21 protein-coding genes are annotated in these 24,812 nt (G+C 61.9%); 8 read left to right on the top strand and 13 right to left on the bottom strand.

Annotated elements, in window-relative coordinates:
• Positions 1-32: 32 nt before the first annotated feature.
• The 5 genes from cobG (at position 33) to HX793_RS08750 (ending at position 5,382) form a co-directional block, all read left to right on the top strand.
• On the top strand, positions 33-1,379 hold the full coding sequence (gene cobG, locus HX793_RS08730; protein ID WP_177094718.1) for a precorrin-3B synthase: 1,347 nt from the start codon (positions 33-35) through the stop codon (positions 1,377-1,379).
• On the top strand, positions 1,372-1,998 hold the full coding sequence (locus HX793_RS08735; protein ID WP_016976987.1) for a precorrin-8X methylmutase: 627 nt from the start codon (positions 1,372-1,374) through the stop codon (positions 1,996-1,998). Before cobG ends, HX793_RS08735 begins: the two co-directional genes overlap by 8 nt.
• Positions 1,998-2,729, top strand: coding sequence for a precorrin-2 C(20)-methyltransferase (locus HX793_RS08740; RefSeq protein ID WP_177094720.1), 732 nt, complete (start codon positions 1,998-2,000; stop codon positions 2,727-2,729). Before HX793_RS08735 ends, HX793_RS08740 begins: the two co-directional genes overlap by 1 nt.
• Entirely contained in the window at positions 2,729-4,366 is a 1,638-nt protein-coding gene (gene cobJ / locus HX793_RS08745; RefSeq protein WP_177094722.1) for a precorrin-3B C(17)-methyltransferase, read from the top strand. The genes HX793_RS08740 and cobJ overlap by 1 nt, the downstream gene beginning before the upstream one ends.
• 236 nt (positions 4,367-4,602) lie before the next feature.
• The gene (locus tag HX793_RS08750; protein ID WP_095014527.1) at positions 4,603-5,382 is read left to right on the top strand and encodes a hypothetical protein; all 780 of its coding nucleotides are present in this window, start codon (positions 4,603-4,605) and stop codon (positions 5,380-5,382) included.
• Here HX793_RS08750 and HX793_RS08755 read toward each other — a convergent pair.
• The 13 genes from HX793_RS08755 to HX793_RS08815 form a co-directional block, all read right to left on the bottom strand.
• Complete coding sequence (locus HX793_RS08755) at positions 5,379-5,975, bottom strand: MarC family protein (protein WP_003171467.1); 597 nt, start codon at positions 5,973-5,975, stop codon at positions 5,379-5,381. The two genes, HX793_RS08750 and HX793_RS08755, sit on opposite strands and share 4 nt — an antisense overlap.
• Positions 5,976-6,151: 176 nt before the next feature.
• A complete protein-coding gene (locus HX793_RS08760; protein WP_016976991.1) occupies positions 6,152-8,923 on the bottom strand; it encodes a hybrid sensor histidine kinase/response regulator in 2,772 nt (923 codons plus the stop codon).
• A gap of 100 nt (positions 8,924-9,023) precedes the next feature.
• A complete protein-coding gene (gene purD, locus HX793_RS08765; RefSeq protein WP_177051456.1) occupies positions 9,024-10,316 on the bottom strand; it encodes a phosphoribosylamine--glycine ligase in 1,293 nt (430 codons plus the stop codon).
• A gap of 20 nt (positions 10,317-10,336) precedes the next feature.
• Positions 10,337-11,944: a bifunctional phosphoribosylaminoimidazolecarboxamide formyltransferase/IMP cyclohydrolase gene (gene purH / locus HX793_RS08770; RefSeq protein ID WP_177051454.1), complete on the bottom strand. Its 1,608-nt coding sequence runs from the start codon at positions 11,942-11,944 to the stop codon at positions 10,337-10,339.
• An 82-nt stretch (positions 11,945-12,026) separates the two neighbouring features.
• On the bottom strand, positions 12,027-12,347 hold the full coding sequence (gene fis, locus HX793_RS08775; RefSeq protein WP_002555375.1) for a DNA-binding transcriptional regulator Fis: 321 nt from the start codon (positions 12,345-12,347) through the stop codon (positions 12,027-12,029).
• Positions 12,344-13,357 carry a tRNA dihydrouridine synthase DusB gene (gene dusB, locus HX793_RS08780; protein ID WP_016976994.1) on the bottom strand — a complete coding sequence of 338 codons (1,014 nt, stop codon included), beginning with the start codon at positions 13,355-13,357 and terminating at the stop codon, positions 12,344-12,346. Before dusB ends, fis begins: the two co-directional genes overlap by 4 nt.
• 185 nt (positions 13,358-13,542) lie before the next feature.
• Positions 13,543-14,754 (bottom strand): DUF3426 domain-containing protein, encoded by a 1,212-nt coding sequence (locus tag HX793_RS08785; protein ID WP_177094724.1) that lies wholly within the window; start codon positions 14,752-14,754, stop codon positions 13,543-13,545.
• Positions 14,755-14,784: 30 nt separating this feature from the next.
• A complete protein-coding gene (prmA, locus tag HX793_RS08790; protein ID WP_177051450.1) occupies positions 14,785-15,663 on the bottom strand; it encodes a 50S ribosomal protein L11 methyltransferase in 879 nt (292 codons plus the stop codon).
• Between the two features lie 264 nt (positions 15,664-15,927).
• Positions 15,928-17,289, bottom strand: a complete 1,362-nt coding sequence (gene accC / locus HX793_RS08795) for an acetyl-CoA carboxylase biotin carboxylase subunit (protein ID WP_010213490.1) — start codon at positions 17,287-17,289, stop codon at positions 15,928-15,930.
• 17 nt (positions 17,290-17,306) lie between these two features.
• Positions 17,307-17,768, bottom strand: a complete 462-nt coding sequence (gene accB, locus HX793_RS08800; protein WP_016976997.1) for an acetyl-CoA carboxylase biotin carboxyl carrier protein — start codon at positions 17,766-17,768, stop codon at positions 17,307-17,309.
• A 24-nt stretch (positions 17,769-17,792) separates the two neighbouring features.
• Entirely contained in the window at positions 17,793-18,248 is a 456-nt protein-coding gene (gene aroQ, locus HX793_RS08805) for a type II 3-dehydroquinate dehydratase (protein ID WP_010213488.1), read from the bottom strand.
• A gap of 253 nt (positions 18,249-18,501) precedes the next feature.
• Positions 18,502-19,050, bottom strand: a complete 549-nt coding sequence (locus HX793_RS32000) for a methyl-accepting chemotaxis protein (RefSeq protein ID WP_405045891.1) — start codon at positions 19,048-19,050, stop codon at positions 18,502-18,504.
• A gap of 1,466 nt (positions 19,051-20,516) precedes the next feature.
• A complete protein-coding gene (locus tag HX793_RS08815; RefSeq protein WP_016976999.1) occupies positions 20,517-22,187 on the bottom strand; it encodes a response regulator in 1,671 nt (556 codons plus the stop codon).
• Between the two features lie 324 nt (positions 22,188-22,511).
• Here HX793_RS08815 and HX793_RS08820 point away from each other — a divergent pair, with 324 nt between their 5' ends.
• From HX793_RS08820 to HX793_RS08830, 3 genes are all read left to right on the top strand, one after another.
• Complete coding sequence (locus HX793_RS08820; protein WP_370468598.1) at positions 22,512-23,489, top strand: DUF2333 family protein; 978 nt, start codon at positions 22,512-22,514, stop codon at positions 23,487-23,489.
• A gap of 2 nt (positions 23,490-23,491) precedes the next feature.
• Positions 23,492-24,028 carry an NUDIX hydrolase gene (locus tag HX793_RS08825; RefSeq protein ID WP_177094725.1) on the top strand — a complete coding sequence of 179 codons (537 nt, stop codon included), beginning with the start codon at positions 23,492-23,494 and terminating at the stop codon, positions 24,026-24,028.
• Positions 24,029-24,344: 316 nt separating this feature from the next.
• Positions 24,345-24,716 carry a translation initiation factor Sui1 gene (locus HX793_RS08830; RefSeq protein ID WP_177094727.1) on the top strand — a complete coding sequence of 124 codons (372 nt, stop codon included), beginning with the start codon at positions 24,345-24,347 and terminating at the stop codon, positions 24,714-24,716.
• Positions 24,717-24,812: the final 96 nt, after the last annotated feature.

The raw sequence follows: 24,812 nt of genomic DNA on the forward strand, positions 1-24,812 counted from the left end.
TCCTTGAACGACATCCGACGGGCAGGCTTTTCATGCCGCCGGACAAAGCAGGCATAATACCGCGCCTTTACCCATCAACCGGTAGCCCCGTGAACCCAACGCCCGCTGTGAATACCTTGCGCCCCTCGGCTTGTCCGGGGTTGCTGCGTATTGTCCAGGCGCTGGACGGCGGCATTTGTCGGATCAAACTGGCGGGTGGTTCGATCACTGCCGCCCAAGCCCACGCGGTGGCGGATGCCGCCCAGGCCTATGCGGGCGGCGTGATCGAGGCGACCAACCGCGCCAATCTGCAGATTCGTGGGATTGGCACTGAAGAAAGCACGCTGATTGCGATGCTGCTAGCGGCCGACCTCGGCCCCAGCAATGCCGCCGGCGACGACGTGCGCAACCTGATGCTCAGCCCGAGCGCCGGGATCGATCCGCAGATGCTCTTCGATACGCGCCCGCTGGCCGAACAGATCCTGAATACCCTGCAAAGCCACCCGCGCTTTCATGAGCTGTCGGCCAAGTTCGCCGTACAGTTGGATGGCGGTGAGGCCCTGGCGATGCTCGAACATCACCATGACCTGTGGCTGTCGGCGTTCGTACGGGAGGGCGAGACGCTTCTCGCCTTTGGTCTGGCAGGTTGTCCGGGGCTGGATGCGCCGCTGGCCGCCGTGCCATTGGACCAGGGCCATGCCCTGGTGGTGGCCGTGCTGGAAGCGTTTCTGCACATCGCCACGCCAGAACAGACCCGCATGCGCCATCTGCCTGTGGATGACGTGTTGAGTCGTCTAACGCTGTCGCTGCTGCCTGTTGATGGCTTCAAACGCCCGCCCAGTGGCGCTTTGCTGCACCTTGGCACTTATCCACAAGCGCAAAAGAACCAATTTTACGTCGCCGCCATCGCACCTTTGGGCCGCCTGGATGCGACGATGCTCAAGGGCGCCGCGCAACTGGCCACTGAGTACGGCGACGGCACGCTGCGTTTCACCCCCTGGCAGGGTGTGCTGCTGCCCAACGTCGAAAAACCGCACGCCGTGACCGAACACCTGGCGCAGCTCGGTTTTCTTTGTTCAATCGACCAGCCCCTGTCGCGCATGACCGCCTGTACCGGCTCCAGCGGCTGCGGCAAGGCCCTGGCCGACACCAAGGCCGACGCCATGCAACTCGCTGCCCTGGACACCGGGCACAACGTGCACCTGTCCGGTTGCCCACGCTCCTGCGCCGCCGCACATACCGCGCCGGTGACCTTGCTGGCGGTGAGCCCCGGCCACTACGACCTCTATTTCCGCGAGGCAGCCCAGCCCGGTTTCGGCCGGCTGCACGCACGCAACCTTTCTATTGAAGCGACGGGCGCCCTGCTGCGCGCTCGCCCACGGAGCAACACCGATGATTGATTACATCCGCGACGGTCAGGAGATCTATCGCAACTCCTTCGCCATTATTCGCGCGGAAGCCAAGTTGGACCGCATCCCGGCTGACTTGGAAAAACTCGCGGTGCGGGTGATTCATGCTTGCGGCATGGTCGACGCCATCGACGGCCTGCAGTTCTCCGAGGGCGCGGGCAAGGCTGGGCGCGATGCGCTCGCCGCTGGCGCGCCGATTCTGTGCGATGCGCGGATGGTCTCCGAGGGCGTGACCCGCGCACGTCTGCCCGCCAATAACCCAGTGATCTGCACCCTGCGCGACGACAGCGTGCCGGAGCTGGCGCGTGAGCTGGGCAACACCCGCTCCGCTGCCGCCCTGGAGCTGTGGCGTCCGCACCTGGAAGGCAGCGTGGTGGTGATCGGCAATGCGCCGACCGCGTTGTTCTATCTGCTGGAAATGCTCGACGCTGGCGCACCGAAACCGGCGTTGATCCTCGGTTTCCCGGTCGGTTTTGTCGGCGCCGCCGAGTCCAAGGCGATGCTCGCCGCCGACAGCCGTGGTGTGCCGTTCGTGATCATGCAGGGCCGCCTGGGCGGGAGCGCCATGGCCGCCGCCGCGGTGAACGCCCTGGCCACGGAGGTCGAATAATGCAGGCGCGTGGACGTTTGATCGGCCTGGGCGTGGGCCCAGGAGACCCGGAACTGATCACCCTCAAGGCCCTGCGCCTGCTGCGCGAGTCGCCGGTGGTGGCGTACTTCGTGGCCAAGGGCAAGAAGGGCAACGCCTTCGGCATCATCGAAGACCATCTGGTGCCGCAACAGACCTTGATGCCGTTGGTGTACCCGGTGACCACCGAAGTGTTGCCGGCGCCGATGTCCTACGAGCAGGTGATCAGCGATTTCTATGACGCCGCCAGCGTTGACGTCGCCGCACATCTGGACGCGGGTCGTGACGTGGCGGTGATTTGCGAAGGTGACCCGTTCTTCTATGGCTCGTACATGTACTTGCACGACCGCCTCGCCGAGCGCTATGAAGCGCAGGTGATTCCAGGCGTGTGTTCGATGCTCGGCGGTGCCTCGGTGCTGGGTGCGCCGTTGGTGTATCGCAATCAAAGCCTGTCAGTTCTTTCGGGTGTATTGCCCCATGAAGACCTCAAGCGCCGCCTGGCGGATGCCGATGCGGCCGTGATCATGAAGCTGGGTCGCAACTTCCCGAAAGTGCGTCTGGTGCTGGAAGAGCTCGGCCTGGCCGGGCGTGCGTTGTATGTGGAGCGCGCCACCATGGCGAACCAGAAGATCGTGCCGCTGGATCAGGTCGATCCATCGTCGTCGCCGTACTTCTCGCTGATCATCGTGCCCGGTGAACGGTGGCAAGGTTGATGAGCCCGGCGATTGTTATTCTGGGCCAGGGCAGCCTGGCCACTGCGCGCAAGATCCAGCAGGTGTACCCCGGCGCGTTGATCCACGGCCTGGCCGGACGGGTCGACGGCGCGGACCAGGCCTACAGTGAATTCGGCGCGACCCTGCGCCAGCTCTATCAGCAAGGTACGCCGCTGATTGCGCTGTGCGCGGCCGGTATCGTCATTCGTACCTTGGCGCCGCTGCTGCTGGAAAAAGGCGAAGAACCCGCCGTGCTCGCCGTGGCCGAAGACGGCAGCGCCGTGGTGCCGTTGCTCGGTGGCCTGGGTGGTGTGAATGTGATGGCGCGTGAAATCGCCGCTGCGTTGAGCGTGGCCGCTGCGATCACCACCAGTGGCGAGCTGCGTTTCGGCACCTGCCTGCTCAATCCACCAGCGGGTTATGAACTGGCCGACCTGGAGCTGGGCAAGCGTTTTGTCTCCGACCTGCTGGCCGGCGAAAGCGTGCGCATCGAAGGCGCCGCGCCGTGGCTGGACCAGGCCAACCTGCCCCAGGACCCACAGGCACACCTGGCGATTCATGTGGGCAGTGCCGAGCGCACGCCTGCCGCCAATGAATTGCTGATCTACCCGAAGACCATCAGCGTGACCTGCAAGCCAGGTGCGCAGTTGGCTGAGCGAGTGCGCACGGGGTTGCATGAGGCGGGCATCGCCGTGCAATCCCTGGCGTGCCTGCTGGCCAGTGATACGCAGATGGCCGAGGCGTCGTTGCATGAAGCGGCGTTGGAGCTGGGTGTACCGCTGCGTTTTACCAGCGTCACCCAGGACGCCGATATCGTCATCAACGTTGCCGAGCAACCCTTGGACCTGTCGCAAGTCGGTCGCGTGCGTGGCCGCTTGGCCGTGATCGGCCTGGGCCCCGGCGCTGCCGAGTTGATGGTGCCTGCGGTGAAAGCCGAATTGGCGCTTTGCACCGACGTACTCGGCTACGAAACCTACGTGCGCATGGCCGGCCCGTTCCGCGACGACCAAGTGCAGCATTGCACTGATAACCGTGAGGAAATGCAGCGTGCCCGCCATGCCTTCGAGCTGGCGGCCCAAGGTCGTTCGGTTGTCGTTGTGTCGTCCGGCGATCCGGGTGTGTTCGCGATGGCCGCTGCGGTGATCGAAGCCCTGCACGAATCCAGTGATCCGGCCTGGCATCAAGTCGACCTGGAAATCCTGCCAGGCGTTTCTGCATCGCTCGCTACCGCCGCCCAAGCGGGCGCGCCGCTGGGCCATGACTTCTGCGTGATGTCGTTGTCGGACAACCTCAAGCCCTGGTCGATCATTGAAAAACGCCTGGACCTGGCTTCCCAGGCCGACCTCGCGCTGGCGTTCTACAACCCGATTTCGCGTTCACGGCCGTGGCAGTTGGGGCGTGCCCTGGAAATCGTCGCGCTGCACCGCACGCCCGGAACGCCGGTGGTGCTGGGCCGTGATATCGGTCGGCCGGGGCAGACCCTGCGTGTCACCACGCTGGGGCAACTGACGCCGGAGCAGGTGGACATGCGCACCATGGTGCTGATCGGTTCGTCCACCACCGTCACCTTCCCGCGTGCCGGTGGCGGTGAGTGGGTGTACACACCGCGCTGGTACGGCGAGAAGCCCGCCACCTGAAAGCCGCCCAACAGGCGCCTGAAAGCTCCGAATGACCCAGGGATTTTCCTGGCGTTGTCCGGGGCTTTTTCTTTTTTCTGCGACGAAATCCGGAAGCCCGCCAGGCATGCCGCGTGATTGCTGGGCGGCATGGTTTGACGGGTTGCGCCAAGGGATGTTTGTCGTCTGGAAAACGCTTCGGCCAGTGGACTAGGGTGGACATAAGCCCCGAGTTGGGGTGCTTGTGGAGAACCAAAATGGAGCGACATCACAGAAGGATCAACAACAAAAAAAGGCGCACGTTGATTGCCGCCTACAAGCTACCGGGAGCGTCCGGCAAACACGCGGCGCTACCGTTGGACATCGAGGACGACTTCAATGCCGCCGTGGTCAACAACGGCGTCATCTCGTTTGCCGAAGGCTTGTCCGGGTTGAACCGGGAGTACGTGCGTAAAAGCTATTTGCTGGCCAGCAGTTACGTCAGCGATGTGTTGAAGGTCCCGCGTGGCACCGAACGCTGGTACGACGAATTCATCAAGGTGATGGTCAGCCTGGGTTGGTTGCCGGTGCGCAGCCGCTTCGAACGGGTTTCGCGTTCCGGCAAGGGTCTGACCGTACAATTGGCGGCGTTGAACATCATCGCGGCCCTGCTGGCGTCGACTTCATTGTCCGGCCACTTGCTGAGCGTTTTGCCGAAATTGGCGGCCGATGCATTGGAGGCGTTGAAGCAGGCACCTGGGACTTTCGAGCTGTTCAAGCGCAACAGCGCGGTACACCAGGGCGGTGATTTCGGCCTGGCGTCCTGTGCAGAAACAGACAGCGAACTGATGATGGTGCTGGTGACCTACAGCAGCCATGGCGTGAGCAAACAGGTGGGTCTGCCTTTCCTGGAATGGGACAGTTCCTCGTTCGAGGCCTTCAGCGGGCAGACGTGCCTGGTGCTGAATACCTCGGTGGTCAACGAAAAGACGATCCAACTGATGCGCGAGAGTGCGGGTGACAAGGTGCAGTCGGCTATCGCCAAATACCGGATCTAAGGCACCAGGTAACCGCGCACACCGGTGAAGATGATTTGCGCGGCCAGGGCACACACGAACAACCCCATCAACCGACTGACAATCTGTAAGCCCTGGTCACCGAGGATCCGTTCGATGCGGTTGGACAGGTACAGCACCACACCCACCGTGAGGCTGGCCAGGGCGATGCTGAGGATGGCGGTGAGCTTGTCATCCCAGTGCGGCTGGCTCACGCCCATCACCAGCAGCGCACCGATGGTGCCAGGGCCGACGGTGAGGGGGATGGTCAGCGGCACGATGGTCACGTCCTGCTGCACGTTGTCGGTCTGCACCGCCGACTTGCCTTGCGCCATGCCCAGGGCGGAGATAAACAGCACACTGCCGGCACCGATGCGGAAGGCGTCGACGGTGATGCCGAATACACTGAAGATCACGCGGCCGAACAAGTAGAGCAACACGCTCGATACCAGGGTCGCCAACGCCACTTTCCACGCCAGGCGTCGCCGTTCTTTGCTGGAGTAGCCACGGGTCAGGCTGATAAAGCAGGACAGCACGAAGAACGGGCTGTAGAGCACCAGCATTTTCAGGTAGACGCTGAATAACACGTGGAGCATGGGGGGCGGCTCGCGGTAGAAGGAGGAAATCCTAGGGGAGTCTATCAGGCCTGTGTTCCACTGTAGGAGCGAGCTTGCTCGCGAAGTGTGTTAACGATGACGCAGCTCATCAGGTTGCACGCCGTGAGCTTGCATTTTTCGCGAGCAAGCTCGCTCCTACAGAAGGTTTGTTTCAATCAGGAAGGGGCGTGCTCGGGCCGCTGTTGGCGCTGCGCCACCCAGAACTCCACCAGCTCACGCAACTGCGACAACTCCACCGGCTTGGCCATGTGCCCGTCCATTCCGGCCTGGCGTGCACGCTCTTTATGTTCCGACAGAATGTGCGCCGTCAGCGCCACCACCGGTGTGCGAATACGCTGGTGGCTGACTTCCCACGCGCGCAGTTGCTGGGTGGCCGAGAAGCCGTCGAGGATTGGCATTTCACAGTCCATCAACACCAAGTCATAGCGCTGGGCTTTCATCGCTTCCAGCGCTTCCTCGCCATTGCTGGCAGTGTCCGGGTTGAGATTGAGCTTGCCGAGCATGCCACGGATCACTTTGGTGGAGATGCTGTTGTCTTCAGCCACCAGGATGCGGAAATCCGTCGGCACGGTAATGGCCGCGGGCGCATTGAGGACGGGGCGTGCTGGGACGTTGCCCTTGCTGCGCTGGGTCAGTTCGTCGGCCAGGGTGGTCTTGAGCGTGTAGCCGGCCACGGGTTTGGCGAGGATGCGCTTGATCCCGCAATTGCGCGCGATGATCTTGCTCGGCGCGTTGCTGATGCCGGTAAGCATGATCAGCAGGATGTCGTGGTTCAGGCTCGGGTCTTCCTTGATCTTCGCCGCCAGTTGCATGCCGGTCATGCCGGGCATGTTCTGGTCCAGCAGCACCACGTCGAAGTAATCGCGCAGGTGCGCCTTGGTGCGCAGCAGTGCCAGGGCTTCCTTGCCCGATGGCACGGCACTGACGTTGAGGCCCCAGGCCGAACATTGCTGCACCAATACTTTGCGACAGGTGTCGTTGTCGTCCACCACCAGCACCCGTGCGCCCTTGAGTGGGCCGTCGAGGTCGGAAGTCGGGTGTTCCAGGCGTTCCGGGTCCAGCGGCAGGGTCAGCCACAAGGTGCTGCCCTGGTGGCTGCCGCTCTTGATGCCGAATTCGCCGTTCATCAATAGGATCAACTGACGGGCGATGACCAGGCCCAGGTGACCGTTCAGGCGGGTGGCGGAGAAGAAATTCTTGCTGTGCAGTTCGCTGTGCAGCAGGGCGTCACGCTCGGCCGCTTCCATCGGCAAGCCGCTGTCTTGCACGGCGATGCGCAGGCGCGGCTTGGTGCTGCGGTCGTCCAGTGCGACGACGATCAGCACTTCGCCTTCGTCGGTCTTTTGCAGGGCGTTTTCCAACAGGCTCAACATGGCCTGGCGCAGACGCGTCGGGTCGCCGCTGATCACGCGAGGCACCTGGGGCTGGATAAAGCTGATCAGTTCGACGTTCTGTTGCTCGGCCTTGGCGCGGAAAATACTCAGGCAGTCTTCGATCAGCGCGTTGAGGTCGAACTGCACGTCATCCAGTTCGATCTGGCCGGACTCCAACTTGGAAATGTCGAGGATTTCGTTGATCAGCGTGAGCAGTTCATTGCCAGCACTGTGGATGGTCTGCACGTAGTCGCGCTGTTTCACCGACAGCGGTGTGCCCAGCAGCAATTCGGTCATGCCCAGCACGCCGTTCATGGGCGTGCGGATTTCGTGGCTGATCTTGGCCAGGAACTCGGCCTTGGCGGCAATTTCTGCGTTGCTTGCCGCCAGGTCGCGGCTGAGGCTGAAGCGCGCTTCGACAATCGCGCGCTGGCGTTCGCCCAGCGCCAGGCTCATCAACAGACCGCTAAGGCAGATAAACGCCAGCAGTGTGACGATCAGGCCCTGGGGCGAGACCATCGTCAGGCCCAGCAGCGCCGGCAAAATGATCAGCGTGCCGATGTTGAACACCACCATCGCCGCCACGAACAGGCGTGCCGGGCGGTAGCCTTTCTGCCAGTGATAGGCCGAGACAAACAACATGCTCAAGCCAGCCAGGGCCACCAGGGCATAGGTGATGATGTTCAGCGGCAGGGTATTGACGAACAACAGCAACAAGCCGCACAGCACGATGAACAGGATGTCGGCCATCAACAGCTTGTTCAGCGGGTGTGGGCCCAGGGGCATGAAGAAGCGGTAGGCAAACATCAATCCGCACGGCGCCGTCAGCAGCAGGGCCAGATAGGCGCCTGGGGTCTGGATTGCGTGCCAGTTGGGCAGCCAGGGGCCGATCAGATTGAGCAGCAGTGCGAGGCTGAGCATCAGCAGGATTTCGCAGGCCGCCAGCCACAGGCTGCTGCGCGAGCGGTGGTAGGCGAAACGGGTGATGTTGTGCAGGATCAGCATCAGCAGACAGCCGAACAGCAGGCCGTAGATCAGCGTCTGGGTCTGGTCGGCGGCGGCGAGCACGGCCGGTTCCAGGGTGATATAGGGGCGCAGCTCATGTTCCGAGACCAGGCGCAGGTAGACCTCTAAAGGTTTCTGGCTCTGGGGCATCGGCAGCATGAAGTCGCTGCTCGGCAATGGGCGCTCCGCCTGGGGCTGGCGTGTGCCGGTGCTCTGCTGCTCCACCAGGGTATCGCCGTCCAGTACATAGAGGCTCAGGTGGGACAAATCCGGAGCAAAGACCCGCAGCACTTGTTCGTGCTTGCCGGGTTGCAGTTTGAAACGCACCCACAACGCACCGTCCGGTTCCGCGGCGGTAATGCGGTCCAGTTCGATGGGGCTGAATTGATTGGTGTAGCGCGAGGAACGGATGTCGCTCAGTTGCAGGTCGGCCTGTTCATCAAGCAATACTGCCCAGCCACTGCCTTGCGCGGCGGCCTGGGCCGGGAACAAGCAGAGCAGTGTCAGCAGACTGACAGTAAAACCTATGGCGATCCTGAGCCAGCGCACGGCGAAATCCCTTCGTAGGTTGATGCACGGTTAACTATGCGCGGGTAGGGCTGCATACGGCAAGGGCCAGAGGCCCCTGCCTAGCCGAACGGATAGCGACTTACTGTTTCTCGCCACGCTCCCGCGCAATGGCGCGATAGCCGATGTCCTTGCGATAGAAGCAGCCTTTCCAGTCGATCTTTGCAGCCAGCTTGTAAGCCTGTTGCTGCGCGGCGTCGACACTGGCGCCCATGGCGGTGGCGCACAGCACACGGCCGCCGGCTGTCACAACCTGGCCGTCCTTGAGCGCGGTACCCGCATGGAACACTTTGCCTTCCAGCGTAGCAGCGGCGTCGAGACCTTCAATGACGTCGCCCTTGGCGTAGTCGGCAGGGTAGCCACCGGCCGCCAGCACAATGCCAACGCTCGGACGTGGATCCCACTGGGCTTCAACCTTGTCCAGGGCTTGGGCCAGGGCGGCTTCCACCAGCAGCACCAGGCTCGATTGCAGGCGCAGCATCACTGGTTGGGTTTCCGGGTCACCGAAGCGGCAGTTGAACTCAATGACTTTCGGGTTACCGGCTTTGTCGATCATCAGGCCGGCATACAGGAAGCCGGTGTACACATTGCCTTCATCGGCCATGCCGCGCACGGTCGGCCAGATCACCAGGTCCATGACGCGCTGGTGCACGTCGGGGGTGACCACCGGGGCAGGGGAGTAGGCACCCATGCCGCCGGTGTTCGGGCCGGTGTCGCCGTCGCCGACGCGTTTGTGGTCCTGGCTGGTGGCCATCGGCAGGACGTTCTTGCCGTCGACCATCACGATGAAACTGGCTTCTTCGCCATCGAGGAACTCCTCGATCACTACGCGCGAACCGGCGTCACCGAACGCGTTGCCGGCGAGCATGTCGCGCACGGCGTCTTCGGCTTCCTGCAGGGTCATGGCAACGATCACGCCTTTGCCGGCGGCCAGGCCATCGGCCTTGATCACGATCGGCGCACCTTTTTCACGCAGGTAAGCCAGGGCCGGCTCGATCTCGGTGAAGTTCTGGTAGTCGGCGGTCGGGATTTTGTGGCGGGCCAGGAAGTCCTTGGTGAACGCCTTGGAACCTTCCAGCTGGGCCGCGCCAGCGGTCGGGCCGAAGCAGTCCAGACCACGGCTGCGGAACAGGTCCACGACGCCGGCAACCAATGGCACTTCCGGGCCGACGATGGTCAGGGACACATTTTTTTCAGCAAAGTCGGCCAGCTGCTCAAGGGCCAGCACGTCGATTGCGACGTTCTCGCACTTGGCTTCAATGGCGGTACCGGCATTGCCGGGTGCTACGAATACTTTCTGGACGCGCGGGTCCTGGGCAACTTTCCAGGCCAGGGCGTGTTCACGGCCACCGCTGCCAATGATCAAAACATTCATGTCAAAAACCTCAAATTCTGTCAGTGGCGGAAGTGGCGCATACCGGTGAAGACCATGGCGATGCCGGCTTCATCAGCGGCAGCGATGACTTCTGCATCGCGCATCGAGCCACCCGGTTGGATCACGGCGGTCACACCGGCTTTCGCGGCATTGTCCAGACCGTCACGGAATGGGAAGAACGCATCGGAAGCCATTACCGACCCCACGACTTGCAAGCCAGCGTGTTCAGCCTTGATCGCGGCGATACGCGCCGAGTTCACGCGGCTCATCTGGCCGGCGCCGACACCGATGGTCTGGCGGTTCTTGGCGTAGACGATGGCGTTGGATTTAACGTACTTGGCCACTTTCCAGGCGAAGATCAGGTCGTTGATCTCTTGCTCGGTCGGTGCGCGCTGGGTCACGACTTTCAGGTCTTGGCTACCGATCATGCCGATGTCGCGGCTCTGTACCAGCAAGCCGCCATTGACGCGCTTGTAGTCCCAGGCAGCCGCACGCTCGGCCGACCACTCACCGCAGGCCAGCAGGCGCACGTTGGCTTTGGCGGCAACGATGGCGCGGGCCTCGATGCTCACGCTTGGAGCGATGATCACTTCCACGAACTGACGCTCGACGATCGCCTTGGCGGTCTCGGCATCCAGCTCACGGTTGAAGGCGATGATGCCGCCGAATGCGGATTCAGTGTCGGTGGCATAGGCCAGCTCGTACGCCTGGCGGATACCGCCTTCAGCGTCCGGGCTCACGGCCACGCCGCACGGGTTGGCGTGCTTGACGATCACGCAGGCCGGCTTGACGAAGCTCTTCACGCATTCCAGCGCGGCGTCGGTGTCGGCCACGTTGTTGTAGGACAGCTCTTTGCCTTGCAGTTGGGTCGCGGTGGCGATGCCCACTTCAGCCGGCTTGGCTTCCACGTAGAACGCCGCGCTCTGGTGCGGGTTCTCGCCGTAGCGCATTTCCTGGGCCTTGATGAACTGGCTGTTGAAGGTACGCGGGAACTGGCTGCGGCCTTCGGTGGACAGTGTTTCAGCCGCCTGGTTAACAGTGCCCATGTAGTTGGCGATCATGCCGTCGTAGGCGGCGGTGTGTTCGAACGCCTTGAGCATCAGGTCGAAGCGCTGGGCGTAGGTCAGGCCGCCGGCTTTCAGGCTTTCCAGCACGTTGGCGTAGTCGCTGGCGTTGACCACGATGGCCACGTCTTTGTGGTTCTTGGCCGCCGAGCGCACCATGGTCGGGCCGCCGATATCGATGTTTTCGATGGCGGTCGGCAGGTCGCAGCCTGGCTTGTTGATGGTGGCTTCGAACGGGTACAGGTTAACGGCTACCAGGTCGATCGGCTTGATGCCGTGCTCGGCCATGATCGCGTCGTCGGTGCCGCGGCGGCCAAGGATGCCGCCGTGGATTTTCGGGTGCAGGGTCTTGACCCGACCGTCCATCATTTCTGCGAAACCGGTGTAGTCCGCCACTTCCACTGCGGCCACGCCGTTGTCCTGCAGCAGTTTGAAGGTCCCGCCCGTGGAGAGGATTTCCACGCCCAGGGCTTCCAGCTCCCGGGCAAATTCGAGGATCCCGGTCTTGTCGGAGACACTGATCAAGGCGCGGCGGATCGGCAGGCGGGTAGTCTGGTCGGTCATTTCAATTTCCATCAAAAGCAAAGGAGTCAGCAAAAAAGGCGACCGTTTTTTACGCGGGCGCCTTTCTGGTTTGATTGAATGCTTACAACAAATCGTACTGCTTGAGCTTTTTGCGCAAGGTGCCACGGTTGAGGCCCAGCAGCTCACTGGCTTTGGTCTGGTTGCCCTTGACGTAGTTCATCACGCTTTCGAGCAAAGGCGCCTCGACTTCGGAGAGCACCAGGTTGTACACGTCCGTGACGGAAGCGCCCTCAAGGTGGGCGAAATAATTGTGCAGCGCCTTCTCGACACTCCCGCGAAGGGTCTGGCCTTCTTCGCTCGGCGTGTTGAGGTGCTGTTTCAAATTGACGTTGTCGCTCACGGGTGTTGTTCCACTCACTAAAGTCTCGGTCATCATCGTCATGCGGCCACCCCCTCTCCGTCCCCTGTCCCCAGGCTCTTGTAACGCTCGCTGAAGAACTCACGAACGTTGGCGCACTGTGCTTCCGTATCATCCAAACGATTGAAGTGGGCGCGAAACTCCCTGGCGCCCGGCAGGGTTGCGAGATACCAGCCGACATGCTTGCGAGCAATGCGTACTCCCATCACGTCCCCATAGAAGGCGTGCAGGGCGGCCAGATGCTCTAGCAGAATACGTTCCACCTCGATCAACTCTGGTGCCGGCAACACTTCGCCAGTACGCAGAAAATGCTCGATCTCACGAAAAATCCACGGCCGCCCCTGGGCTGCCCGGCCAATCAACAAGCCATCGGCACCGGTCGCGTGCAGCACGCGCCTGGCTTTCTCGGCGGAGTCGATGTCGCCATTGGCAAACACCGGCATCGACACCGCCTGCTTGATTGCAGCGATGGTGTCGTACTCGGCTTCACCGGTGTAAAGGTCGGCGCGGGTGCGGCCATGCACCGCCAGCGCTGTAATGCCTGCCTGTTCTGCGATCTTCGCCACGGTCAGGCCGTTCTTGTTGTCCCGGTCCCAACCGGTACGAATCTTCAAGGTGACCGGCACATCCACTGCGGCGACAACGGCCTGCAGGATCTCGGCAACCAACTGCTCATCTTTCAACAGCGCGGAACCGGCGGCCTTGTTGCAGACCTTCTTGGCCGGGCAGCCCATGTTGATGTCGATGATCTGCGCCCCCAACTCCACGTTCGCCCGGGCCGCATCCGCCAGCATCTGTGCATCGCCACCGGCGATCTGTACCGAGCGGGGCTCGGGATCACCTTCGTGGATCATGCGCATCCGCGATTTGCGGGTGTTCCACAAGCTCATGTCGCTGGTGACCATTTCCGAGACTACTAGACCCGCGCCCAAACGCTTGCATAGCTGACGAAAGGGCTGGTCGGTGACGCCCGCCATCGGGGCGAGGATCAAGCCGTTCTGCAATGTATATGGGCCGATGCGTACCGCCGACATAGGACTTCCCTGTTGTGGGGCCGGATCATTAGAGTTCGAAAAAGGGTTGGCATGATACCCGCTCTCGATGACTGGATAAAGGCTGAATTGGATAAAATCTGAACAGTTATTTCTTTATCGCCACCGGTTTGGTTGCGCAAAGGAAAGTCAATAACCCGCCGTCAAATCTCAATGCACGAACCGATTCACTCGGGCGAGTGAAAGCTCAGGCTGTAATTCACGGCTTTATTGCCCGGATCGAGGATATCCAGGGAGATATGGATCGGGGTTTGCGAGGGCATTTCGCTGACACCGGCCAGCTCACCGCTGAGGTATTCGGCGGGTTTGAAGCGACGACTGGCAATCAGGCTGCCGTTCATGTCGGCAAAACGCAGCTCCAGCAGCGGGAAGGGCTGGGAGAAGGTCGCGCGGTTGTAGATGATCGCGTCCACCACCAGTGCCCCGGCGAAATCCGGGTGGCTGCGCACCACCAGGTTGCTGCTCTTGATGTGGGTGATATCGACCCGTGATGGCACGGTGCAGCCCAGTGTGGGGCACAGTTGCTGGAACCAGGGGCGATAAGCGTCCTGGCGGGCCAGGTCGTCAAATTGATAGGCGATGTACTGGCCTGCAAGTCCGGCGGCGGCGATCAGTACCAGCAACAGCCAGATCAGGCGACGGCCCCAGCCCGACGGGCGTTTCTGCGCGTAGAGGTGCAGCGGGTCGTCTTCCAGGTCCTGCAGCACATCGTCATGCACACTGGCCTCGGCGCGTGGGCGCTTGCGGCGAGGTGGCAGGCGATCTTCGGGTTCGGCCGCTTTGGTCAGTGGCGTGAACGGCGGGTCGACGTCATCATCGTCCGGTGTGGAGCGCAGTGGCGGCTCATCGTCGAGATCGTCGGTGTGAAACGACATGGACGGTTCGGTGCGTTGTTTGGTTGCAGGCTCAGGCTCGTCTTCGGTGACGTGGAGGCGCTCCTCAGGCGGTTCGCTGAACAGGCTTGCCGCCCACTTTTCCTCTTCGGCCTTGACCGTGTCGCGGCTCGCGCTGAAGGACTCTTCCTTTTGGCGGCGGTCGGTGCCGGGCTGGCGACGGTCTGCACCGACAGGCAGCGTGTGCTGAATCTCGCGGCGTTCCAGCTTGGCCAGTTCTTCGTCCAGGTCCAGGTTGTCCAGGTCCAGCTCTTCGGCGGTCCACTGTTTCTGGCTGATGGCCCGTGGTGGCTCTGGCTCAACCGCAGCCGGCAGCTCAGGCGCGGTTGTGCCGGCCGCGCCCTGCTCCAGCAACTGTCTGGCGGCATTGAACACTTGCAGGCACGAGCCGCAGCGCACCACGCCACGGGCCACGCTCAATTGAGCGTGATTGACGCGAAAGCGTGCTTGGCAATGCGGGCATTGGGTGACGAAACTGTCGGTCATGCGGCCATCCGATTCAGGCAAGCGCTCATTCTAGCGCCGACGGCCGCTGATGCGTACCCAGCCATCACGGTTGGCGATCGGATCCAGCTCGAAGTCCTGCGCATAGGCGGCGGCAACGTCTTCGCCCTGCTCTGCGAGGATGCCCGACAGCGCCAGGCGACCGCCCGGCTTGACCAGGCTCGACAGTTGCGGCGCCAGGGACACCAGCGGGCCGGCGAGAATATTCGCCACTAGCACATCGGCTTTTACTTGGGGTAGTTGCTCTGGCAAGTAGAGTGGGAATTTGCCCTCAGGAATGTTGTTGCGGCCAGCGTTATCACGGGAGGCTTCCAGAGCCTGCACGTCGATATCGGTGCCCACGGCTTCCTTGGCGCCCAGCAACAGGGCGGCAATCGCCAGGATCCCCGAGCCGCAGCCGAAGTCCAGCACGTGGCTGTCGATCAGTTCCTGGCCGTCCAGCCACTCCAGGCACAGCGCGGTCGTGGGGTGGGTGCCGGTGCCGAACGCCAGACCTGGGTCGAGCAGCAGGTTGACCGCGTCCGGCTCGGGCGCGGCGTGCCAGCTTGGCACGATCCACAGGCGCTGGCCGAAACGCATCGGCTGGAAGTTGTCCATCCAGCTGCGTTCCCAGTCCTGGTCTTCAATGACTTCGCTGTGATGCTCTGGCAGTGGGCCGCCGGTGAGCAGTTCCATATGGGCCAGTACGGCGGCAGCATCGGTGCCGTCCTCGAACAGGGCCAGCAAGTGGGTGTGGGACCACAGCGGCGTAGTATTGAGTTCCGGTTCGAAGATCGGCTGGTCTTCGGCGTCCATGAAGGTCACCGAGACCGCGCCGACTTCGAGGAAAGCGTCTTCATAGGTTTCGGCTTGTTCTGGGCTGATGGCGAGACGGACTTGCAGCCAAGGCATGGCGGGCACCTTTGAAAAAATGAGTGTGCAGCGGGGTAGGGCTGCGAAAGCGCGCAAGTTTACGCGAGCGGCGGGAGGGGTGTACACATAACAAATGTGGGAGCGGGCTTGCTCGCGAATGCGGTGAGTCAGTGAAGAGTATTTTAGCTGATGCACCGCATTCGCGAGCAAGCCCGCTCCCACAGGGTGATGTATCCATCCAGCAAAACCCAGTGCCCACAAACAACAAAGCCGCCCGGAGGCGGCTTTGGTGTTTCAGAGCACTTACTGGTTGGCCAGCTTGTGTTCCAGGTAGTGAATGTTCACACCACCTTCGCAGAAGCCTTCATCACGGACCAGGTCCCGATGCAGCGGGATGTTGGTCTTGATGCCGTCGACCACGATTTCGTCCAGGGCGTTACGCATACGGGCCATGGCCTCGTCGCGGGTGGCACCCCAGGTGATCAGCTTGCCGATCAGCGAGTCGTAGTTGGACGGAACCTTGTAGCCGCTGTACAGGTGCGAATCCACACGTACGCCGTTGCCGCCGGGCGCGTGGAAATGCTTGACCAGGCCAGGGCTTGGGATAAAGGTTTTCGGGTCTTCGGCGTTGATGCGGCACTCCAGGGAGTGGCCGTGCATCTTCACGTCGTCCTGGGTGAAGGACAGCGGGTTGCCGGCGGCGATGCTGAGCATCTCCTTGACGATGTCGATACCGGTGACCATCTCCGACACCGGGTGCTCTACCTGCACACGAGTGTTCATCTCGATGAAGTAGAAGCGACCGTTCTCGTACAGGAACTCGAAAGTGCCCGCGCCACGGTAGTTGATGTCGATGCACGCCTTGACGCAGCGGGCCAGTACTTCCTGACGCGCTTTTTCGTCCAGGCCCGGTGCCGGCGCTTCTTCCAGGACCTTCTGGTGACGACGTTGCAGCGAGCAATCGCGATCGCCCAGGTGGATGGCGTGGCCTTGGCCGTCGGACAGTACTTGCACTTCCACGTGACGTGGGTTGGTCAGGTACTTCTCCAGGTAGACCATCGGGTTGCCGAACCAGGCGCCCGCTTCGGAGCGAGTCTGCTTGGCCGCTTCGATCAGGTCTTCTTCCTTGTGCACCACGCGCATGCCGCGACCACCGCCGCCACCGGCGGCCTTGATGATCACCGGGTAGCCGACTTCGCGACCAATGCGCAGAGCGGTTTCCTCGTCTTCCGGCAGCGGGCCGTCGGAACCTGGAACGGTTGGCACGCCGGCCGCGATCATGGCGTCCTTGGCAGAAACCTTGTCACCCATCAGGCGAATGGTTTCGGCTTTCGGGCCGATGAAGGCAAACCCGGATTTTTCCACCTGTTCGGCAAAATCGGCGTTTTCCGCGAGGAAGCCGTAGCCAGGGTGGATGCCATCAGCGCCGGTCACTTCCGCGGCCGCGATGATGTTCGAGACTTTCAGGTACGAGTTCGTGGCCAGGGGCGGGCCGATGCAGATGCTTTCGTCCGCCAGTTTCACGTGCATCAATTCAGTATCGGCCGTCGAGTAAACAGCGACGGTCTTGATGCCCTCTTCCTTACAGGCGCGCAGGATACGCAGCGCGATCTCGCCGCGGTTGGCGATCAGGACTTTTTGCAGTTTCTTCGCAGGTTTCAACATCGAAGGCGCTCCGCGGTTCAAACGATGGTGAACAGCGGCTGGTCGTACTCAACCGGCTGACCGTTTTCTACCAGGATGGATTCGATGACGCCGGCTTTTTCTGCAGTGATGTGGTTCATCATCTTCATCGCTTCAACGATGCAGATGGTGTCGCCCACTTTCACGGTTGCGCCGACTTCAACGAAGGCTGGCGAGGTCGGTGCCGGGGTGCGGTAGAACGTACCGACCATCGGCGACTTGACCACGAAACCGTTCAACGCAGGGGCAGCTGGCGCAACAGGAGCAGCGGCGGCAGGTGCAGCAGCCGGAGCGGCAGCGGCTGGGGCCGGTGCTTGCATCTGTGGCGCGTAGAACTGCTGGGCCGGGGTCTTGCTGTGGCGGCTGATCCGTACGGACTCTTCGCCTTCCTTGATTTCCAGCTCGTCGATACCGGATTCTTCCAGCAGTTCGATCAGTTTCTTAACTTTACGGATATCCATGAATCATCAACTCCCAAGGGTCGGTCAGGGGCGCTTGGCCGGTTGTTCAAGTTGTTCCAGGGCGGCCTCCAGGGCCAGTCGGTAACCGCTGGCGCCAAGGCCGCAGATCACACCTACCGCTACATCGGAGAAGTAGGAGTGATGGCGGAAAGCTTCGCGTTTGTGCACGTTCGACAAATGCACTTCGATGAATGGGATGCTCACCGCCAGCAACGCGTCACGTAATGCAACGCTTGTATGTGTAAAAGCGGCGGGATTGATCAGAATAAAGTCCACGCCTTCGCCACGCGCGGCATGGATGCGATCAATCAATTCGTACTCGGCATTGCTTTGCAGGTAGAGCAGATGGTGGCCGGCTTCACGGGCCCTGCGCTCCAGGTCGAGGTTGATCTGGTCCAGGGTGACTGCCCCGTAGACGCCCGGTTCACGGGTGCCAAGCAGGTTCAGGTTGGGTCCGTGAAGAACCAGTAAGGTCGCCATCGGCTGTTCCTTGTTATTGATGTGGGTACGGCAGAACCCGGCGACTATGCCGCAAAGCCTTTGTGACTGTCCAGTTCTATGCAGTAGGCAGCACGATTAGCGAGGATAGCGCGAAATTTGTGACTGTGAGGCCGGATTCGGTCAGTGTAGGAGCGAGCTTGCTCGCGAAAAACGTCAACGATACCGCGGGGCGTCTGGATTAAAGCGGTGCCTGCGCGTTCTTCGCGAGCAAGCTCGCTCGTACAGTGGATGTTCAGACGCGAAACGCCTGCACGGCAGTGTTGAGCTGCCCACCCAGCACCAGCAAGTGCTCACCCTGGCTGCGGCCCTGGCCGATTCGCAGCAAGTTGTCCTCACCCAACTGGTGAATCCGCTCGCTGTTGTCGCGAATCTCACTGACGGCGCCACTCTGCTGTGCCGTCACATCGGCAATACGCACGGCGGTGTCGGAAATGGTCTGGATCGCCCCGACGATTTCATCCAGCGCGCCGTCCGCCGCCTGGGCTTGCTGGGCGGTGGCCTCGGCGTGTTCGACCTGGGCGCGCATGCCTTGCACCGATTGATGGGCGGCGCTTTGCAGGCCGGCGATCAGGGTCTGGATCTCTGCGGTGGCACCTGCGGTGCGCTGGGCCAGGGAGCGGACTTCGTCGGCGACCACGGCAAAGCCACGGCCGGCTTCACCAGCGCGAGCGGCCTCGATGGCGGCGTTGAGGGCGAGCAGGTTGGTTTGATCGGCAATCGAGCGGATTACTGTCAGTACGCCGCCGATGGTCGCGGATTCTTCGGCGAGTTTTTCGATCATCTGCGCATTCTGCTGCACTTCGCCCACCAGGGCATGCAACCCGGTCAGGCTCAGGCCGATCACGCGTTGGCCTTGCTCCACCGCCTGGCCAGCACTGCGGCTGGCGCCCGCCGCCTGGCTGGCATCACCCGCGACTTGCTGGATGGTCGCTTCCAGTTCACCCAGCGAATCACGGATTTGCGCGGTATCTCCGGCCTGGCGTTCGGCGCCGTCGTGCAGGCCGCTGCTCAGTTCGGCCAGCGCACGGCTACTGCCGGCGACTTCCTCGGCATTGCCGCGAATGGTGCCGACCAAATCCACCAGGTAAGCCCGTAGACGGTTCAGGGAGGCTTCAATGTCGTGCAGCTCGCGGTTGGTCTTGCCCAGGGCAATCGGCTGGCTGAAATCGCCCTCGGCCCAGGTCGACAGGGCCGGTGCCAGGTTGGTCAGCACCCGTGCCAGGCGGCGTTGCAGGGTGTCGATCAGCAGCGCGATCAGCAGGATCAGGCCGATCATCACGCCTTGCATCAGGCGCACTTCGCCCTGGATCTTGCCGTGCTGCGCGCGCACCACCGGTTCCAGGCCGGCAATGGCCTGTTGCACGGTGTCGATTTTCTGGTGGGTCTTGGCGGCCAGGTCGGTGCGTTGCTGGATCTGTTCGCGGGTGCGCTTGAGTTCGGCAGGGTAGCGGGTGAGCAGGCTGTTGAGTTCACGCTTGAGATCGACGCCGGTGTCCTGGGTTTCGGTTTTTTCGGTGTTCTCCAGGCCCATCAGCGCGGAAAAGTCGTCGGCGCTGGATTCGGCGCTGGCCTTCACGCCGAGCAATGGCAGTTGTTCCAGCACATCGGCTTGGCTGCGGATGTTGCTGACTTCGCGCTCCACATCATCGGCCAGCTCCGCGCGCCCGCTGCTCACCAATTTGTCGCGGGCCAGGGACAGTTTGCCCAGGTGCTGCGACGCAGCTAGCAAAGGCGGCAGATAGCGGGCGGCTTCAGGGGTAGTCACGCCGATGGCGTACTGACTCAATTGCTCCAGGTTCGCGCCTAATTCGCGCTCGGCCTGTAGCAACAAGGCTTGCGGGTCGCCGGCCAGTTTGCCGGCCGCCAGCAGGTCAGTCTTGCTGAACGCATCCAGGTCCACCAGGCTCGGGCGCAAATTCTGCGCGAGCTCCGTCGGCAATTCATCCAAATGCTGCAGCAGGCTTTCCAGGCTCTGGCTGGCGCTGCTCAGGCGCAGGGCGTCGCCGCTGGCGAGGTAGTCGTCGATATTGCGCGCCGCCTGGTTCTGGAAGGTCTGGGACAGGCCCAGGTAGCGTTCCATCAGCAAATACGGCCGTTCCAGCGCGCGCTGCGACCACCACAGGGTCGCGCCCAGCGCCAGGCACACGGCCACCAGAAGAAGGGTATTGAGATTGGTCAGCAGCTTCAGGCGCATGCGTGGTTTCAACCGACAGCAAAAGATAAGTGCCTGAAGTTATTGCGTTTTCATTACAGTGTTATGACCGAATCAGTGGATTCTGGTGAAAAGGTGGCACTTTGCTTTGACGTGCGCGCAGCTTGCACGCGGTTGCGTCCCGCATCCTTGGCGCGGTACAGCGCCTCGTCGGCCTGGGCCGCCATCATCAGGCTGTCGGAACCGTCGCACAGCTCCACCAACCCGGCGCTGAAGGTGCACCACAAATCCTGGGGTTGGGCGGGGTAGTGGATTTCGGCAAAGCGCCCACGAATCTCATCCAGCACCCGGCACGCGGATTCCAGGTCGGTGTCGGGCATCACGATGGCGAACTCTTCGCCGCCGTAGCGGCCGATATAGTCGGTCTTGCGCAAGCGCTGCTTGAGAAACAGCGCCAGGCTCTTGATCACGCGGTCACCCATGGGGTGGCCGTGGCTGTCATTGACCCGCTTGAAGTGATCGATATCGAGCATGGCAAAGCTCAGCGGCTTGTTCTCGCGGCGTGCGCGGAAGCTGCAGTCTTCGAGCAATTGCAGGATGTGGGTGTGGTTGTACAGGCCGGTGAGGCTGTCGCGCACCATCCGCGCCTTGAGGTTGCGCGCGCGCGCCGCGCGGTTGCGCACCGTGGTGATCAGGTGGCGAGGCTTGATCGGCTTGGTGAGGAAGTCGTCACCGCCTTCGCTCATGGCGTCCAGCTGTTTATCCAGATCGTCCTCGGCCGACAGGTAAATGATCGGCACGCTCACATAACGATCGTTATGGCGGATGACCTTGGCCAGTTCGGTGCCGGTACAGGCCGGCATATACATGTCGAGGATGATCAGGTCGGGCTGGAAGTCCGCCAGCTCGGCCATGGCCTGGATCGGCTCGATCAGGGTGCGGGTGACGATGCCGGCGCTGTTGAGCAGGCGCTCGGTGTGCAGTGCCTGGGCCCGCGAATCGTCGATGATCAGCACTTTATACGGTTCGTACTGGGCGACGCAGGTCAGCACTTCGATCTTTTCCAGCAGGCTTGACGCTTCCAGGGTGCCGGTGAGGAATTCCTGGCCCCCAGCGCGCACGGCGGCCAGGCGCGTGGGGGTATCGGTTTCGTGCAGGCTGAAAAACAGCAGCGGCAGCTTTTGCTCCAGGCCTTCCTGGGCTTCGGCGGCGAGCTTGAGGCCCAGGCCGGCGCCGCAGAAGTCCACGTCCATCACAATCGCCGAAGGCAGGCGCTCGGCCATCGATGCGCGAAACGCCGCCACGCTGTCCAGGGATTGGGCGCTCATGCCAAAGAATTCCAGCTGCTTGGCCAGGCGCTCGGCGCGGTCGTGATCGGCCAGCATCACGTAGATCGGCTTGCGCATCGGCGGCAGGAAAGTTTGTTCGAGCTGGTCACCCTGGCGCAGGCCGGTGCGGGACAGGCGCTGCATCAAGCGATTGAGTTCGGTGATCAGGTGGCTGCTCAGGCGGCCACGGTTCTCGTCCACCGCTCTGAGGGAGTCGCCGATGTGTCGCGCCAACTGGCTGTGTTCCGGCTGTTCGAAGCGCTCGGCAAAACGCAGCAGGCGCAAGTTGGCCTCGCTGAGTTCGGACAGGTCGGCGCCGGACCATTCGCTGCGTTGCAGGCGCTGCCAGATCTCAAGAATTTGACGTGCCTGATGAATTACCCGCTGGGCAAAATGCTGCTTGAGACGCTCACGGCTGGGGTCTTCTGGCTCGGTCATATCCTGACTACTAGTTAGGGTGCATGCTGAGGTCGACTGATGGCTCTATGCTAGCACCTCTTTCCGATAGGATGAGTGTCATACGTCAATAAACTGCGTCTGGGTAGTATTCAGTTGCTGACTGGGTGGTCGCGCGCGGTAAAAAGCCCCGCACGGGCGGGCACGATGCGGTAGGGTTATGGTCGGAGTGTTTGAACGTACGCCCTGAACTCAAGTGATTGAAAGGATATCGCCATGCTGGACTGGAAAAACCGTGCAGGCAGCGCCAAAGGCCCCGCGCCTGAGCCCAAGTCGGCCAACCGCGGCTATTTTCGTACCGTGCTGATGAGCCGTGCCGTGCTCAGCGTGCTCGGCCTGTACCTGTTGGTCACCGGCGCCCTGGGCTGGTACTGGAGCGAAGAGCCGGCGCTGTTTCCGGTGCAGCAGAATGCGCAATTGGCTGCCGAGAAAGAAGGCAAGCAGATGGTGGTGGGCTACACCACGGTCGAAACCCTCAAGACCGTGGTCGGCACCTTGCTGAACAAGCCCGGTGGCTACATTTCCAACGATCGCTTCCCGCCAGGCTTGTGGATGGACAACATGCCGAGCTGGGAATACGGCGTGCTGGTGCAGGTGCGCGACCTGACTCGCGCCCTGCGCAAAGACTTCGCCCGCTCGCAGTCGCAGTCGGCCGAAGACGCGGATCTGGCCAAGGCCGAGCCACGCTTCAACTTCGACAACAAAAGCTGGGTGCTCCCGTCCAGTGAGTCGGAGTACCAGGAAGGCATCAACTCCCTGAGCCGCTACGAAGCACGCCTGTCCGATCCGAACCAGCGCGGCGCGCTGTTCTATGCACGTGCCGACAACCTGAACAACTGGCTGGGCGATGTTGCCACCCGTCTTGGTTCGTTGTCGCAACGCCTGTCGGCCAGCGTCGGCCGGGTGAAACTGAACACCGCACTGAAAACCGAAGCCCTGGCGCCGGGTGAAGTGCCGCAGGTCGATGAAGAAGTGGTGGAAACCCCATGGATGCAGATCGACAACGTGTTCTACGAAGCCCGTGGCCAGGCTTGGGCCTTGTCGCACTTGCTGCGTGCCATTGAAGTCGATTTTGCCGATGTACTGGCCAAGAAGAACGCCACGGTCAGCGTGCGCCAGATCATTCGTGAGCTGGAAGCCTCGCAAGAGCCTGTGTGGAGCCCGATGATCCTCAATGGCAGTGGTTTTGGCGTCCTGGCCAACCACTCGCTGGTGATGGCTAACTACATTTCCCGGGCCAACGCTGCAGTGATCGACTTGCGTCAGCTCCTCAACCAGGGTTGATGATGGACGCTACCCAAATGGAGGCCGCCCATCGCGCGGCTTCCGATGCTGAACTGATCTGCTGGGTCGACGAGCAGGACAACCTGCTCGGTCACCTCGTCAGGTCCGACCTTCGCCAGCGCGGCCTGATCGGCCGTTGCACCTTCATATTCCTGTTCAATTCCAAGGGTGAGCTGTGTGTGCATCGGCGCACCCTGAGCAAAGCCCTGTACCCCGGTTTCTGGGACACGGCGGCGGGCGGGATGGTGGCGGCGGGAGAGTCCTATGCCGTGTCGGCGGCGCGCGAGTTGGAGGAGGAGTTGGGTGTCGGTGGAGTGGAATTGGTCGAACATGACCATTTCTACTTCGAGGATGGCGACAGTCGGCTCTGGTGCACCTCCTACTCCGCCGTTTGGGACGGGCCGTTGCGTTTGCAGCCGGAAGAAGTCATGGAAGCGCGCTTTTTACCCCTTGCAACGGTCCTGCAGGAGGCTGGGCAAAAGCCTTACTGCCCGGATGCCCAGGAAGGGTTGCGTCGTTATCTGGCCTTGCGTCGCTAAAGTTGCATAAATTGGCGCCATTTGGCTCTTAGCAAGTCGGCTTTTTGTGGTTACACTGCGCGACTTTTCACCCGAACCACCATTGTTTCACCCCGGAATCACTGTAGGAGCGAGCTTGCTCGCGAAAAACGCAAGAGCGATGTGGACATCCTGAATGCCCGTGTCATCGTTGGCGATCTTCGCGAGCAAGCTCGCTCCTACAGGTAGGGTTGACCTTGGCGGTTCGGTAGCGCTGCCCCTGCCTGAGTGGGGCTTCGCGGTCGGTTCACCGCTTTGCGGGTGCCGATCAGTCTTCATCCTCCCAAGAGGATTGCCGGTGGCCAAAAAAGCCGCATCCTTCGCCGCCCTTGGTGGCCTGGTATTTTCCACCGATGCAGGTCGACACTGCCCGGGCTGTCGTCAGCCCGTGGATTCGTGTACCTGCAAACAGACCCTGATCCCTGAAGGCGACGGTATTGCCCGCGTGCGCCGCGAGAGCAAAGGCCGTGGCGGCAAGACGGTGACCACTATCACCGGCGTGCCGTTGGCCGAGGATGCCCTGAAGGAGCTGGCCACCACGCTGAAAAAGCGCTGTGGCACCGGAGGCGCGTTGAAAGACGGCGTCATCGAGATTCAGGGCGATCACGTCGAGTTGCTGTTGGCCGAGCTGATCAAGCTCGGGTACAAGGCCAAGAAGTCCGGCGGCTGAAAGCCTCTTCCCGACCTGTGTCTAAACTCTGTCCTGCGCGTGGGGTCCTACCTTGCACGCAGGCAAATCGTCATTTTCATTCTTTAGACTGCGCCA

Source organism: Pseudomonas reactans, from assembly GCF_013387025.1.
Lineage (GTDB): Bacteria > Pseudomonadota > Gammaproteobacteria > Pseudomonadales > Pseudomonadaceae > Aquipseudomonas > Aquipseudomonas reactans.